This is a genomic window from Streptomyces sp. NPDC037288, assembly GCF_055603265.1.
Genome location: NZ_JBVJVY010000018.1, coordinates 115,728 through 129,714, shown reverse-complemented (window position 1 = coordinate 129,714; position 13,987 = coordinate 115,728). Strand labels below are relative to the sequence as shown.

Annotated in this window: 12 protein-coding genes; 9 read left to right on the top strand and 3 right to left on the bottom strand. The window is 72.8% G+C overall.

The genetic code is table 11. From position 1 onward, the window contains the following. Positions 1-134: 134 nt before the first annotated feature. The 3 genes from ACZ7GZ_RS21445 to prcB all read left to right on the top strand — a co-directional run bounded on the left by ACZ7GZ_RS21445 (position 135) and on the right by prcB (position 3,498). Entirely contained in the window at positions 135-1,619 is a 1,485-nt protein-coding gene (locus ACZ7GZ_RS21445; RefSeq protein ID WP_471026422.1) for a hypothetical protein, read from the top strand. Next, complete coding sequence (locus ACZ7GZ_RS21440; protein ID WP_471026357.1) at positions 1,616-2,563, top strand: lysylphosphatidylglycerol synthase transmembrane domain-containing protein; 948 nt, start codon at positions 1,616-1,618, stop codon at positions 2,561-2,563. Before ACZ7GZ_RS21445 ends, ACZ7GZ_RS21440 begins: the two co-directional genes overlap by 4 nt. Positions 2,564-2,637: 74 nt before the next feature. Continuing rightward, positions 2,638-3,498, top strand: coding sequence for a proteasome subunit beta (gene prcB / locus ACZ7GZ_RS21435; protein WP_471026354.1), 861 nt, complete (start codon positions 2,638-2,640; stop codon positions 3,496-3,498). A gap of 92 nt (positions 3,499-3,590) precedes the next feature. Here the strand turns inward: prcB and ACZ7GZ_RS21430 are convergent, their stop codons facing one another. Further along, complete coding sequence (locus tag ACZ7GZ_RS21430) at positions 3,591-4,253, bottom strand: DedA family protein (protein WP_471026351.1); 663 nt, start codon at positions 4,251-4,253, stop codon at positions 3,591-3,593. 275 nt (positions 4,254-4,528) lie between these two features. Between ACZ7GZ_RS21430 and efeU the strand changes: the two genes are divergently transcribed. The 3 genes from efeU to ACZ7GZ_RS21415 all read left to right on the top strand — a co-directional run bounded on the left by efeU (position 4,529) and on the right by ACZ7GZ_RS21415 (position 8,444). Then, positions 4,529-6,559 carry an iron uptake transporter permease EfeU gene (gene efeU, locus ACZ7GZ_RS21425; protein ID WP_471026350.1) on the top strand — a complete coding sequence of 677 codons (2,031 nt, stop codon included), beginning with the start codon at positions 4,529-4,531 and terminating at the stop codon, positions 6,557-6,559. Positions 6,560-6,606: 47 nt separating this feature from the next. Next, positions 6,607-7,878: an iron uptake transporter deferrochelatase/peroxidase subunit gene (gene efeB, locus ACZ7GZ_RS21420; protein ID WP_471026419.1), complete on the top strand. Its 1,272-nt coding sequence runs from the start codon at positions 6,607-6,609 to the stop codon at positions 7,876-7,878. Positions 7,879-7,967: 89 nt separating this feature from the next. Next, the gene (locus ACZ7GZ_RS21415; protein WP_471026348.1) at positions 7,968-8,444 is read left to right on the top strand and encodes a DUF5709 domain-containing protein; all 477 of its coding nucleotides are present in this window, start codon (positions 7,968-7,970) and stop codon (positions 8,442-8,444) included. A 6-nt stretch (positions 8,445-8,450) separates the two neighbouring features. Here the strand turns inward: ACZ7GZ_RS21415 and sthA are convergent, their stop codons facing one another. Then, positions 8,451-9,851, bottom strand: coding sequence for a Si-specific NAD(P)(+) transhydrogenase (sthA, locus tag ACZ7GZ_RS21410; protein ID WP_471026346.1), 1,401 nt, complete (start codon positions 9,849-9,851; stop codon positions 8,451-8,453). Positions 9,852-9,984: 133 nt separating this feature from the next. On the opposite strand from sthA, the gene ACZ7GZ_RS21405 reads away from it, so the two are divergent. Further along, on the top strand, positions 9,985-11,118 hold the full coding sequence (locus ACZ7GZ_RS21405) for a molybdopterin-dependent oxidoreductase (RefSeq protein WP_471026345.1): 1,134 nt from the start codon (positions 9,985-9,987) through the stop codon (positions 11,116-11,118). 118 nt (positions 11,119-11,236) lie between these two features. Here the strand turns inward: ACZ7GZ_RS21405 and ACZ7GZ_RS21400 are convergent, their stop codons facing one another. Continuing rightward, positions 11,237-11,443, bottom strand: a complete 207-nt coding sequence (locus tag ACZ7GZ_RS21400) for a hypothetical protein (RefSeq protein ID WP_471026343.1) — start codon at positions 11,441-11,443, stop codon at positions 11,237-11,239. A 197-nt stretch (positions 11,444-11,640) separates the two neighbouring features. On the opposite strand from ACZ7GZ_RS21400, the gene ACZ7GZ_RS21395 reads away from it, so the two are divergent. Continuing rightward, complete coding sequence (locus ACZ7GZ_RS21395) at positions 11,641-13,488, top strand: glycoside hydrolase family 15 protein (RefSeq protein WP_471026341.1); 1,848 nt, start codon at positions 11,641-11,643, stop codon at positions 13,486-13,488. 86 nt (positions 13,489-13,574) lie between these two features. After that, positions 13,575-13,808 carry a hypothetical protein gene (locus ACZ7GZ_RS21390; RefSeq protein WP_360081611.1) on the top strand — a complete coding sequence of 78 codons (234 nt, stop codon included), beginning with the start codon at positions 13,575-13,577 and terminating at the stop codon, positions 13,806-13,808. The last annotated feature ends 179 nt before the right edge of the window (positions 13,809-13,987 follow it).

The window sequence follows — 13,987 nt, the reverse complement described above, 5'->3', positions numbered from 1 at the left end:
CCCAACCTTACAGCGCGTAGTGCCGTCGGCCGGATGGCCCCGTCTGTCCGGCTGCGGGCAGACCTTTGGGATAGTTTGGCGGTGTTTTCCCTGCGGGGTGACAGGGGTCCGCACGCCGAGGGACAGGGGTGATGATGGCCGGCAGCGCGCACGCCACGCTCGCCGGGCTGCGGCGCGAGCGCTCACACCACACGTCCGGCGGCGCCCGGCGGACCCGGTGCCCGGTCGCGCTCGCGGCTGTGACGGCGGCCTTCACCCTGGCCCAACTGCTCCTCGTCCGGCCCGGCATGGGCCTCGGCTGGGACGAGACGGTCTACGTCAGCCAGGTCAGCGCCCATGCCCCCGCCGCCTTCTTCAGCGCACCCCGCGCCCGGGGCGTCTCCCTGCTCGTCGCGCCCGTCGCCTCCTGGTCGTCCTCGACGCCCCTGCTGCGGATCTACCTCGCGGTCCTGTCCGGACTCGCCCTGTTCCTGGCCCTGCGCGCGTGGCGCGGCCTGTTCCCGGCCCGTGTCCTAGCCCTCGCCGGCGCCCTGTTCGCCTCCCTGTGGGTGACCCTGTTCTACGGCCCGCAGGCCATGCCCAACTACTGGGTGGCCGTGGGTGCCCTGGCCGCCGTCGCCTGCTTCCTGCGCGCCCGCGCCGGCCAGGGGCGTTCCCCGTACCGGGGCCTGGCGGCGAGTGCCGCGCTCATGGCCTGGATGCGGCCCATGGACGCCGTCTGGGCGGTGCTGCCGCTGCTCGCCCTCGCCCTCGCCCGCCGCCACTGGCGGCCCCTCGCGGTGCTGCTCGCCGGGCTCGCGGCCGGCGCCGCCGAGTGGATCGTCGAGGCCTGTGTCAGCTACGGCGGCCCGGTTCGCCGGCTGGCCGACGCCTCGGCGATCCAGGGCGGCCTCGGCCGGCACTTCGCCGTCGCCGACCAGCTGCGCAGCCTCGGCGGCCGGACCCTGTGCCGGCCCTGCACCGGCGACCTGCCCCACCCGGTGGTCATCGCCTGGTGGTTCGTCCTGCCCCTGCTCGCCGTGCTCGGGCTCGCCGTCGCCGTCCGCGCCCGGCGTACGGCGGCCACACTGCTGCCGTTCGCCTGCGCGGCGACCGCCGCCTTCCCCTACCTGTTCCTGATCGACTACGCGGCCCCGCGGTTCCTGCTGCCCGCCTACGCGCTGCTCGCCCTCCCGGTCGCCGACGCCCTGACCCACCTGGTCAGCGCACCGCGCCGGCCCTGGCGCCCGGTCGTCGCCACGCTTCTCGCCCTGGGACTCGCCGTCCACCTCACGGTGCAACTGGCCGTCCTGGTCCACACGGTGGACACCACCACCGCGCAACACCGCGGCTGGTCCCGCACGGCCGCCGCCCTGCACCGGCTCGGTGTCCGCCCGCCCTGTCTGCTCACCGGGAACGAGGCCATCCCGATCGCGTTCTACGCCGGGTGCGCCTCGGCCGCGACCAGCGGGCACAACGCCAACAGCACCGACAGCGCCATCGCCGGGACCGCCCGGCGGGCCCCGGTCGCCGTACTGGTGCCCGCCGGCTCCGGGCCGCCCGGGTACGCCCGCGACTGGCGGGCCGAGCCCTTCGACGGCGGGCGGCTGTACTTCACCGTGCCCGAGAGCGGCCGATGACCTCACCGGCGCACCTCGCCGCCTGCCTGGGCCGGCGCCGTGCCTGCTGGCACACGGGCGTGGTGCTCGCCGTCCTGCTCGGCGGGCTGTATCTGGCCCGCCGGCACTGGCCCGCCCTCGAGAACGGGGCCTGGCGGCTGGCCGGCGCCGATCGGGGCTGGCTGCTGGCCGGCGCGGCGGCGGCCGTCGGCACCTGGGCGGCGTCGGCGCTCGCCCAGCAGGGCGCGGTGGTACGACGGCTGCCCGGATTCCGGTTGGTCGCCGCCCAGTTCGCCGCCTCCGCCGCGGGGCACCTGCTGCCCGCCGGGCTCGGCGCGGCGGCGATCAACCTGCGGTTCCTGATGCGCTGCGGGCTGCCCGCGGGCCGCTCGGCCAGCGCCATCGCCGTCAAGGCCACCGCCGGTGCCACCGTCCGCCTGACGCTGATCGCCGTGCTCGCCCCCGCCTGCCCCGGCCTGCTGCGCCTGCCGCGGCTGAGCCCCACCGCCGTCGCCGTCTGCGTGGGCGGCCTCGCCCTGCTCGCGGCCCTGCCGGCGAGCCCCTGGTGGGGACGGTGCCGACGGGCCCTGTCGGCCGTCCGGGCCGACATCCGCGCCCTGCACGTCAGCCGCGCGCGGGCCGCTGCCCTGTGGGGCGGCTCCCTCGCCTTCGCCGCGCTGCACTGTCTGGTCCTCGTCGCCGTCACCCGGGCGGTCGCACTGCCGCTGCCCCCGCTCCAGGTGGCCCTGCTGTACCTCGCCGCGAGCAGTGCCGCCGCGTTGCTGCCGACCCCGGGCGGTCTCGGCTCCCTCGACGCGGCGCTCGCCCTCGCCCTCACCGTCTCCGGCGCTCCCACGGTGGCCGCCGCCTCCGCCGTGCTCGGCTACCGGCTGCTGACCGTGTGGTTCCCGCTGCTCCCGGGGCTGTTCGTGCTCGGGGTGCTGGTGCGGCGCAAGGCTCTGTGAGGAAGGGGGGTTTCCGGCGCACCCGCCGCAGGTAGGAGTCGGATGTCACGTGCCGCCACACGAGGGGGAGAGCCATGGCGGGGAGCGACACCGCGGGGCTGCCGAGCGAGGCGTTCTTCACGCCGGGGACGTCGTCCTTCACCGAGTTCCTGGCCGCGCACCGACCCGGGCTGCTGCCCACCGCGCGCTCGCTGCCCGAGGGCGTACGCATGGCCCCCGACCGGTTTCCGCACGGCACCACCGTGCTCACCCTCAGCTACCGCGACGGCGTGCTCATAGCCGGCGACCGGCGGGCCACCATGGGCAACCTCATCGCCCAGCGCGACCTGGAGAAGGTGCACCCCGCCGACGACTTCACGGCCGTCGCCTTCGCCGGCACCGTCGGCCTCGCCGTCGACATGGTGCGGCTCTACCAGGTCGAGCTCACGCACTTCGAGAAGATCGAGGGCACCGCGATGACCCTGGCCGGCAAGGCGACGCGCCTCGCGGCCATGATCCGGCAGAACCTCGCCCAGGCCCTGCAGGGCCTCGCCGTCGTCCCGCTGCTCGCCGGATACGACCTCACGGCGCCCGACGGCGGACGCGGCCGCGTCTTCGGCTTCGACGCGGCCGGCGGTCTCTACGAGAAACGGGACTTCTACGCCGAGGGCTCCGGCTCCCCGTACGCCCGCGGCGCCCTGAAGAAGCTGTACCGGCCGGGCCTCACCCGCCGTGAGGCCGCCCTCGCCGCGCTCCATGCGCTGTACGACGCGGCGGACGACGACTCGGCCACCGGCGGTCCCGACCTGAACCGCCGTATCTTCCCCGTCGTCTGCGTCATCACCGCGGACGGCTTCGAGCGGCTGCCGGAACGGGAGACCGAGGAACTCAGCCGGGAGATGGTCGACCAGCGCACCACCCGCCCGGACGGACCGCAGGCCATGCCGTCCGCCTGAACCCCGATCCCGCCCGCCGCCCCGTCCCGGCCGGTTCCCGACCGCGAGCAGCGGACCTGCGCGGCCGGCGGGGCGGACCTCATCCGCGGACCTCATCCGCGGACCTCCTTCGCCGCCTTGCGGGAGCGCAGCACCTCGGCGGCGACCGGAAGGAGGGAGGCGAGGACGATCAGCGCGATCACCGGCAGCAGGTACTGGTCGACGTTCGGGATCGAGGAGCCCAGCGCGTAGCCGCCGAGCGTCAGGCCGAGGCTCCAGACGAGCCCGCCCGCCACCTGCCAGAGGGTGAAGGTCCGCGCCGGGACGCCGAGCGCGCCCGCCATCGGGTTCAGCACCGTGCGCACCACCGGGACGAACCGGGCCAGCACGATCGCCTTCGCGTGGCCGTACCGCCCCAGCAGTTCCTCGGCCCGCCGTGCGCCCTCGCGCAGCTTCGCCGACCGGCTGCGGGCCAGCAGCGCGCCGCCCGCCTTCCGGCCGAGCAGGAACCCGCACTGGGAGCCGGCCAGGGCACCGACGGCCGCCGCGACGAGCAGCGGCCCGAGCGACAGGTGCAACCCCCGGTCGGACGCTCCCGTGCACAGCAGCCCCGCCGTGAACAGCAGGGAGTCTCCGGGCAGGAAGAACCCGATCAGCAGGCCCGTCTCCGCGAAGAGCACCACACCGACGCCGAGTACGCCGAAGGCGGCGAGCAGGGAATGGGCGTCGAGCACGTTGACCGCGAGCTGAGACACCAGGGGTGGGGGAGCGGCCATCGCCGTACGCCCTTTCTCCGACAGGATCCAACGACAGATCCAACGACAGGTCCACTGACAGGTCCAACGAGAGGATCCAACGACGGATCCGGTGACAAGATGCGACTACACATTTGTAGACGGTTTTGGTGCCGCGGATGCACGGTCCGTGGCAGGCGCTCCTGGCCTTTGCCCGTCCATTGCCGCTTTATGACCGGCTGACTACACGGCCGTCGTCATGATGGTCCGCGAAGGTAAGGCATGCCTTCACTAAGTGCCAGGGAGGGCAGCAGGGCATGTGGGACGACGCGTTTCCGAGTTTCCTGATCGGACTCAGGGAGGGACTCGAAGCCGGACTGATCGTCTCCATCCTGGTCGCCACCCTGGTGAGAGCCGGGGCACGCTCCCGGCTGCCCCAGGTGTGGACCGGTGTGCTGGCCGCCGTCGCCGTGGCGATGAGCTTCGGCGCCGTGCTCACCTTCACCGCCGCGTCCATGCCGCAGACCGCCCAGGAGGCGTTCGGCGGCACCCTCAGCGTGATCGCCGTCGCGTTCGTCACCGCCATGGTGTTCTGGATGCGCCGCTCGGCCCGCAGCCTGTCCGGCGAGCTGAAGGAGAAGGTGACCGGCGCCCTCGCCATGGGCTCCGGCGTGCTGATCCTCACCTCCTTCCTCGCGGTCGGCCGTGAGGGCCTGGAGACGGCCCTGTTCCTGTGGACCACCGCGCAGGCCGCCGGTGAGTCGGCCGGACCGCTGACCGGCGCCGGCATCGGCCTCGTCCTCGCGGCGGGGCTGTGCTGGGGCCTGTACCGGCGCGTCCTGAAGATCAACCTGACGAAGTTCTTCACCGCCACCGGCGCCGTCCTGATCGTCATCGCCGCCGGCGTCCTCGGCTACGGCCTGCGCGACCTCCAGGAGGGCGGCGTGCTGCCGGGCAGGACCGCCTACGCGGTCGACCTCGCGGGCAGCGTCGACGCCGGCTCCTGGTACAGCACCCTGGTCCAGGGCGTCTTCAACCTCACCCCGACCATGACCTGGCTCCAGGTGGTCGCCTACGTCGCCTACCTGGCCGTCGTGATGACCCTGTTCGTGCGCGGCGTGCGGGGCACGGCCCCGAAGCAGGCGAAGGACCGGCCCGCGCGGGAGCCGGCGGCCGCCCGGCCCGAGCGGCGCCGGCCGGGCTGGGTGGTGCCGGCCGCCGTCGTCGCCGTGCCCGCCGTGATCGCCGGACTCGTCGTCGCCTTCGCCCGTCCCAAGCCCACCGGTGACCAGACGGTCGCCGTCTCCGAGACCGAGTGCGGCAAGGGCTTCACCGCGCCCGAGCCGGGGCGGCAGACCTTCCAGATGCACAACACCGGCGGCAAGACCTCCGAGGTGTACCTGGTCGACCCGTCCACCGACGCGGTCTACGGCGAGATCGAGGGCCTGGCCCCCGGCACCACCCGCGACCTCGTCGCCACCGTCGCCGGCGGCACCTACGCCTGGCGCTGTGTCCCGACCGGCGGCAAAGCCGTCACCTCCCAGCCGGTCACCGTGAGCGGCGGCGGCGCGGCCAAGCCGGTCGTCCCCGTCTCCGAGCAGGACCTCGCCACACCCCTGAAGGCGTACAAGACGTACGTCGAGCAGGGCCTGAGCACCCTCGTCACCCAGACGCACAGCCTCGACGACGACATCGAGCACGGCCATCTGGACAAGGCCCGCACCGACTGGCTCACCGCCCACCGCACCTACGCCTCCCTCGGCGCCGCCTACGGCACCTTCGAGGACTACGACCAGAAGATCGACGGCCGCGCCGACGGACTCCCGGACGGTGAGCGGGACAAGGACTTCACCGGCTTCCTGCGGATCGAGTACGGCCTGTGGCACGGGGAGTCCGCGGCCGGTCTGCGTGGCCCCGCCCGGCAGCTCGCCGCAGACGCCGCAGGGCTGCGGAAGGCCTTCCCGGCCCAGGCCTTCGATCCCGGCGACCTGCCGCTGCGCGCGCACGAGATTCTGGAGAACACCCTCCAGTTCGAGCTGACCGGCGACACCGACGAGGGCAGCGGCACCGGCCTCGCCACCGCCGACGCCAACCTCGCCGGCACCCGCGAACTGCTCACCGTGCTCAAGCCGCTGCTCACCACCCGCGCACCCCGGCTGCTCCCGACGGTCGGCACGGACATCGCCCGCCTGCAGAAGCTCCTGGACGCCGCCCACCACGGCACCGACTGGACTCCCGTCGACAAGCTCGCAGCCGCCGACAGGCAGCGCCTCGACGGTGCCACCGGGCAACTGCTGGAAGACCTCGCCCCCGTCCCGGACCTCCTCGAGATCCGGAAGTCCGCCTGATGACCACCGCGCACCCGCACCCCGAGCACCCCGAAGGGACCCCGACGATGCCGACCGCCGACACGCCGACCTGCCCCGCCGGCCCCGCCCGCCGCTCCTTCGTGCGGACCGCCCTGGGCGCCGGAGCCGCCGGAGCGGTCCTGGCCGGCGGCGGCTTCGCCCTCGGTGAGAGCGGCGGCACGGCCCAGGCCCGGACCGCCAACGCGGACGGCAGCGCCAAGGTCCCCTTCCACGGCGCCCACCAGGCCGGCATCATCACCCCGGCACCGGCCGCCGCCACCTTCGTCTCCCTGGACGTCATCGCCGACGACCGCAAGGGCCTGACCGAGCTGCTGAAGACCATCACCGAGCGGGCCCGCTTCCTCACCTCCGGCGGTGCCCCCGCCGACCTGGGCGTCGGCGCGCCGCCCTCCGACAACGGCATCCTCGGCCCCGAGGTCCCCTCGGACCGCCTCACCGTGACCGTCGGCGTCGGTGCCTCCCTCTTCGACGACCGTTACGGCCTCGCCAAGGCCCGGCCCGCCCGGCTCACCCCGATGCGGACCTTCCCCAACGACAACCTGAACGCGGCCGAGTGCCACGGCGACCTCTCCCTGCAGATCTGCGCCCAGAGCCAGGACACCGTGCTGCACGCGCTGCGCGACATCGCCCGGCACACCCGGGGCGCGATGCAGATCAAGTGGCGCGTCGACGGCTTCCAGAACGCCCCGCGCCCCGCCGGCGCCCAGCGCAACCTGCTCGGCTTCAAGGACGGCATCGCCAACCCGGACGTCACCTCCGCCCGCGAGACGGACAAGCTGATCTGGGTCGGCGACGGCCAGGGCGAGCCCGCCTGGACCCGGGGCGGCAGTTACCAGGTCATCCGGATCATCCGGATGCTGGTCGAGTTCTGGGACCGGGTCTCGCTCAGCGAGCAGGAGAAGATGTTCGGCCGCCGCAAGGACACCGGCGCCCCGCTCGACGGCGCCCAGGAGACCGACGTCCCCAACTACGCCAAGGACCCGCACGGCACCGCGATCCCGCTCGACTCCCACATCCGCCTCGCCAACCCGCGCACCGCGAAGACCGACAGCTCCCGCATCCTGCGCCGCGGCTACAACTACGACCGGGGCGTGGACGACGTCGGCAACCTCGACATGGGCCTGGTGTTCTGCTGCTACCAGCAGGACGTCAAGCGGCAGTTCGAGGCCGTGCAGACCCGGCTGATCGACGAGCCCCTGGTCGACTACATCTCCCCGACGGGCGGCGGCTACTTCTTCGCCCTCCCCGGCGTCCGGGACACCGGGGACTGGCTGGGCCGGGGCATGGTCTCCGCCTGACGTCGGCCCGATCGTGCGCCGACGGGGTTAACGACCCGGCTGCGGGAAACGCGGACGGGGACCGCCCGCGAGCCGCGAAGGAGGCGACCATGAGCGACCAGCAGTCCGAACAGACCCCGATGGCGGACGACGCCTACCAGCCCACCGGTACCAACGAGGAGCAGGAGGACGCCGGTCCCCTGGACCTCCAGGACGCGGTCGACGAGCGCACCTACGACGACGTCCTCGACGAGGGCTACTCCCCGCCCGAACGCCCCCTCGGCGTCACCAAGCACGGCACCACCGCAGCCGAGCAGCACGCGGGGGAGACCCTCGACGAACGGCTCGCCCAGGAGGTACCGGACGCGCAGCCGACGGCAGGCGACGAGATCGGCGACCTGCCCGGCGGCGAGGGCGAGCCGGTGGACCCGGAGGCGGGCGACTCCCGCGCGGGCCGCCTGGTGGCCCCCGACGAGGGTGCCCACCCCGACACCGTCAAGGAGGAGATCGCCCAGGACGTGGGCATCGACGGGGGAGCGGCAGGCGCGGAAGAGGCCGCGGTCCACGTGGTGGAGGAAGAGACCTGAACGGCGCTAGTCCAGTCGGTCGATCTGCCGGAGGCGATTGGTGGCATCCAGCGCGGCGACCTTGTACGACTCCGCCAGCGTCGGATAGTTGAACACCGCGTTGACCAGGTAGTCCACGGTCCCCCCACACCCCATCACGGACTGCCCGATGTGAATCAACTCCGTCGCACCGGAACCGAAACAGTGCACCCCGAGCAGCGTCCGGTCCACCGCGGACACCAGCAGCTTGAGCACGCCGTGCGAGTCCCCGATGATCTGCCCGCGGGCCAGCTCCCGGTACCGGGCCACCCCCACCTCGAACGGCACCCGGTCCTCGGTCAGCTGGTCCTCGGTCCGTCCGACGAAACTGATCTCCGGGATGGTGTAGATGCCGATCGGCTGCAGATGGTGCATCCGCCCGGCCGGCTCCCCGCACGCGTGGTACGCCGCCGCGCGGCCCTGCTCCATCGAGGTCGCGGCGAGCGCCGGGAAGCCGATGACGTCACCGACGGCGTAGATGTGCGGCACCTCGGTGCGGTAGTTCTCGTCCACCGTGATCCGGCCGCGCGCGTCCGCCGCCAGCCCCGCCCGGTCCAGGTCGAGTTCCTCGGTCAGGCCCTGCCGGCCCGCCGAGTACATCACCGTGTCCGCGGGGATCCTCTTGCCGCTCTCCAGCACGGTGAGCGTGCCCCGCGGATGGCGTTCGACGCCGGCGACGGTCTCGCCGAACCGGAAGGTGACGGCCAGGTCCCGCAGGTGGTACCTGAGCGACTCCACGATCTCGACGTCGCACAGGTCCAGCATCCCGGGCCGCTTCTCCACCACGGTCACCTTGCTGCCCAGCGCCGCGAACATCGAGGCGTACTCCATGCCGACGACACCCGCGCCGACGATCACCATGGACCGCGGCACCCGCTCCAGCGAGAGCACGTTGTCGGAGTCCATGATCGTCCGCCCGTCGAACGCGACGCTGTCCGGACGCGCCGGCCGGGTGCCGGTGGCGATGACGACGTGCCCCGCGCTCAAGTGCCGTTCCCGGCCGGACGGGTCGGACACGACGATGGTGTGCGGGTCGGCGAAGCGGGCCGTACCGGAGTGGACGGTGACGTGGTTACGGGCGAGCTGGCTGCGGACGACGTCCACCTCGCGGGCGACGACGTGCCGGGTGCGCGCGGTCAGGTCGGCGACGGTGATGTCGTCCTTCAACCGGTAGCTCTGCCCGTACAGGTCGCGCTGGGTGAGACCGGTCAGGTACAGCACCGCCTCGCGCAGGGTCTTGGAGGGGATGGTCCCGGTGTGCAGGGAGACCCCGCCGAGCATGTCGGGGCGGTCGACGACGGCGACGCGGCGGCCCAGCTTGGCCGCGGCGATGGCGGCCTTCTGGCCGCCGGGTCCGGATCCGATGACGAGCATGTCGAAGTCGGGCACCCTCGGGAGTCTGACAGCCCTCCGGCCCCCTCCGGAAGGGATCGCCACCGCCGGAATCCCCAGAATCGTAAGGGAGTTGCCGTCGGCGCCCCCTCTCCTCGCCGCGCGGGTCTCCCGGGAGGACAATGACACCATGGGCCAGCGACCCGGCGACCTGAGCGCTCCCGCCCGGCTGGCCGACCCCCACGAGGGCATCGGCGCCGACGAACTCGCGCTCGCCACCCGGAACCACGGTCTGCCCCTGGAAGCCCTCCGCTACGACATCACCCCGCCCGGACTGCACTACGTCCTCACGCACTACGACATCCCGTACGTACCGCACGCCGGTGCCTGGCGGCTGACCGTCGACGGACGAGTGCGTACCCCGCTCGATCTGTCCCTCGCCGACCTGCTGTCGTTCCCGCAGGTCACCACCCGTGTGACCCTGGAGTGCGCGGGCAACGGACGGGCGCTGCTGACCCCCCGGCCGGTCAGCCAGCCCTGGCTGGTGGAGGCGGTCGGCACCGCCGACTGGACCGGCGTACCGCTCAGAGTGCTGCTCGCCGAGGCGGGTGCGGACCCGGCGGCCGCGGACGTCGTCTTCACCGGCGCCGACCACGGGGTCGAGCGCGGTGCCGAACAGGACTACCAGCGGGCCCTGCCCCTCGGCGTGGCCGTCGGCGACGACCCGGAGGTCCTGGTCGCCACCGCCATGAACGGCGCGCCGCTGCCGCCGCAGCACGGCCGGCCGCTGCGGTTGGTCGTGCCCGGCTGGTACGGCATGGCCCACGTGAAGTGGCTGCGCTCGGTCACCGTCAGCGGCGTACCGTTCACGGGCTTCCAGCAGTCGGTCGCCTACCGGATCCGCCGCACCGCCGACGAGGAGGGCGAGCCGGTCACGCGGATCGCACCGCGTGCGTTGTTCGTGCCGCCGGGGTTTCCCGACTTCATGTCGCGCACGCGGGTGGTGCGGCCGGGGCCCGTGACGCTGCTCGGCCGCGCTTGGTCCGGCCAGCTGCCCGTCTCCTCGGTGGAGGTGAGTACGGACCATGGCGGGAGCTGGAGGCCGGCCGTTCTCGATCCGGTCCGGGACGGGCAGCGGTGGGCTTGGCGTGCCTGGCACTACGACTGGACCGCGGTCCCCGGCGATCATGTCGTGGGCGCGCGTGCGACCGGCCCGGGCGGTCGCACTCAGCCTCTTGAACAGCGCTGGAACCGCGGTGGCTTCGCCAACAACGCGGTCCGCTTTGTTCGGGTGGTGTGTGTTGCCGACGCCTCTGCGCCGTAGGACTTCACGCCGCCCGGCGGGCGCGGGCGTTCCGCGGTTGCTCGCGCGGTTCCCCGCGCCCCTTCGGGCCGGCTGTTGTCCCCCCGTTTGACAGGAGCCCTTGATTCCCCGGACCGCCCTACGGCAGCAGCCTCTCGATGGCCGTCGGGCCCTCCTTCTCCATCTTGCGGCGTGCCCAGGCGAGGTTCTTCGGATTGACGTCCCTGCCCGCCGCCATCACCAGGTCCTCCGGGGTGATGTCCCGGGAGGGAGCGGAGTGGAGCAGGGCGTCCGGGGTGCAGTGGTCGTCGGGCGACCGGGACTCGTCAGGTGTGGATGTCGACATGATGCCTCCTCCTCGGTCCGGATGACCGCATCCGTGCCGGTGCCGCCGAACGGGGCACACTCTCACCATTGCCCGCATCCGCGCACCCTGCATCTTCAGGCGCCCGGGAAGCGGGTGAGGAGCGTCTTCCCGTCCCACGGCGAAGCACTCGCTCCTAAGCTGGGAAACAGCTCGCACCACTCACCGGGAGGCCGCCGATGGCCGAGACCCCGTTTCCCGAGGACACCCGTCCCGGCCCCCGCTACCTGCCGATCGCCGAGCACGGGCTCATCGGCGACCTGCGCAGCGTGGCCCTGGTCGGCACGAACGGCACGATCGACTGGTACTGCTGTCCGTCCTTCGACGCTCCCAGTGTCTTCGCGGCGATCCTCGACGCCGAGCGCGGCGGCCGCTTCGAGCTGACCGCCGCCGTACCCGCGCGTACCAAGCAGTTCTACTTCCCCGACACCAACGTACTGATCACCCGGTTCTTCACCGAGGACGGCGTCGGCGAGGTACAGGACTTCATGCCGGTGACCTCGGACGACGCGGTCGGCGCGGGCGAGGCGGGGCGGCACCGGCTGATCCGGCGCGTGGTCTGCGTCCGTGGCACCGTGCCCTTCCGGGTGCTGGTCGCCCCCCGTTTCGGCTACGGCGCCGTCCCGCACACCCTGAACACCGTCGACGGCACCGTCGTCTTCGAGTCCGCCGAGCGGTCCCTGGCGCTCACCTCCACGGTCACCCTGGAGTGCGACGCCCGGGACGCGCGCGCCGACTTCAAGCTCGGCGAGGGCGAGACCGCGGTGTTCGCCCTGGACCAGCTCGCAGCCGCGGTGGCCCCCCGCGGCTGCGCCCACGCCGAGGCCGAGCACGAGTTCAACGCCACGGTCGCCTACTGGCGCGGCTGGCTGCGCCAGTCCCGCTACCGGGGCCGCTGGCGCGAGATGGTGCACCGCTCCGCGCTCACCCTGAAACTGCTCACCTACGCCCCCACCGGCGCCATCGTCGCCGCCCCCACCACCAGCCTGCCCGAGCAGCTCGGCGGCGAGCGCAACTGGGACTACCGGTATGTGTGGGTGCGCGACGCCGCCTTCGCCGTCTACGCGCTGCTACGGCTCGGCTTCGCCGGCGAGGCCGAGGCGTTCATGCGGTTCCTCACCACCCACATCACCCCGCGCGACGCTGACGGCTCCGCCCCGCTGCAGATCATGTACGGCATCGACGGCCGCTCCGAACTGCCCGAGCGCCTGCTCCCGCACCTGGAGGGCCATCTGGGCTCCGCCCCGGTCCGGGTCGGCAACGCCGCCGCCGGCCAGCTCCAGCTGGACATCTACGGCGCGCTGATCGACTCGATCTACCTGTACGACAAGTGGGCCCAGCCGATCTCCAGCGGCCAGTGGGACGACGTGTGCCACCTGGTCGACTGGGTGTGCGACCACTGGGACCAGCCCGACGAGGGCGTGTGGGAGACCCGCGGGGGCCGCAAGAACTTCCTGTACTCGCGGCTGATGTGCTGGGTCGCGATCGAGCGGGCCATCCGGCTCGCCAACCGGCGCGGACTGCCCGCCGAGCTGCCCCGCTGGCGGCAGGCGCGCGACACGATCTACCGGCGGATCATGGACCGCGGCTGGTCCGGGGAGCGCGGGGCCTTCGTGCAGTACGAGGGCGGCGACGTCCTGGACGCGTCCCTGCTGATGATGCCGCTCGCCAAGTTCGTCGCCCCCACCGACCCCAAGTGGCTGTCCACCCTGGACGCCCTGACCGAGGACCTGGTCTCCGACTCCCTCGTCTACCGCTACGACCCGCAGGCCAGCCCCGACGGACTGCGCGGCGACGAGGGCACCTTCTCGATCTGCTCCTTCTGGTACGTGGAGGCACAGGTGCGGGCGGGCAGGCTGGACGAGGCCCGGCTGGCCTTCGAGAAGATGCTCACCTACGCCAACCACCTCGGCCTGTACGCGGAGGAGATCGGCCGCACCGGCGAGCAACAGGGCAACTTCCCGCAGGCGTTCACCCATCTGTCCCTGATCAGCGCCGCGTTCAACCTCGACCGCGCCCTCGGCTGACTCGCCTGTGTACCGGCAGGTCGCCCGGGTACCCGGTGCCTGCCAAGGACTACATCCACACAGGGTCCGCAGAAGGAGGAGGCCCGATGACCAGCACCAGCGAGACCGGTGGTGTCACCGGCACGCGCGACAAGAACTACGACCTGATCTGGTACGTGGAGGCGTGCCTGGACAACGCCCTGCGCCTGGAGACGTACATCCAGGACGCCGAACGCGAGCATGACAACGAGCTCGTGGACCTGTTCCACAAGGCACAGGCCGACAGCCGCAAGGGCGCCGAGATGGGGAAGCAGCTGCTGCGCTCGCGGTTGAGCGCCTGACCCCCTCCTCCGCTCAGGCGAACCGGGAACCCGGAACGGGTCCGGCGGAGCGCACACGCGCCCGGCCGCGGCGCCGGCCAGCCCTGACGGCCCGGCGCACGCGCAGACGTGCGCGTCGTCGCCCGCCGGGCCCTCGTCGTCCCCGCGTGTCGGCGCCCGGGTCTGCCGAAGTCCCCTCG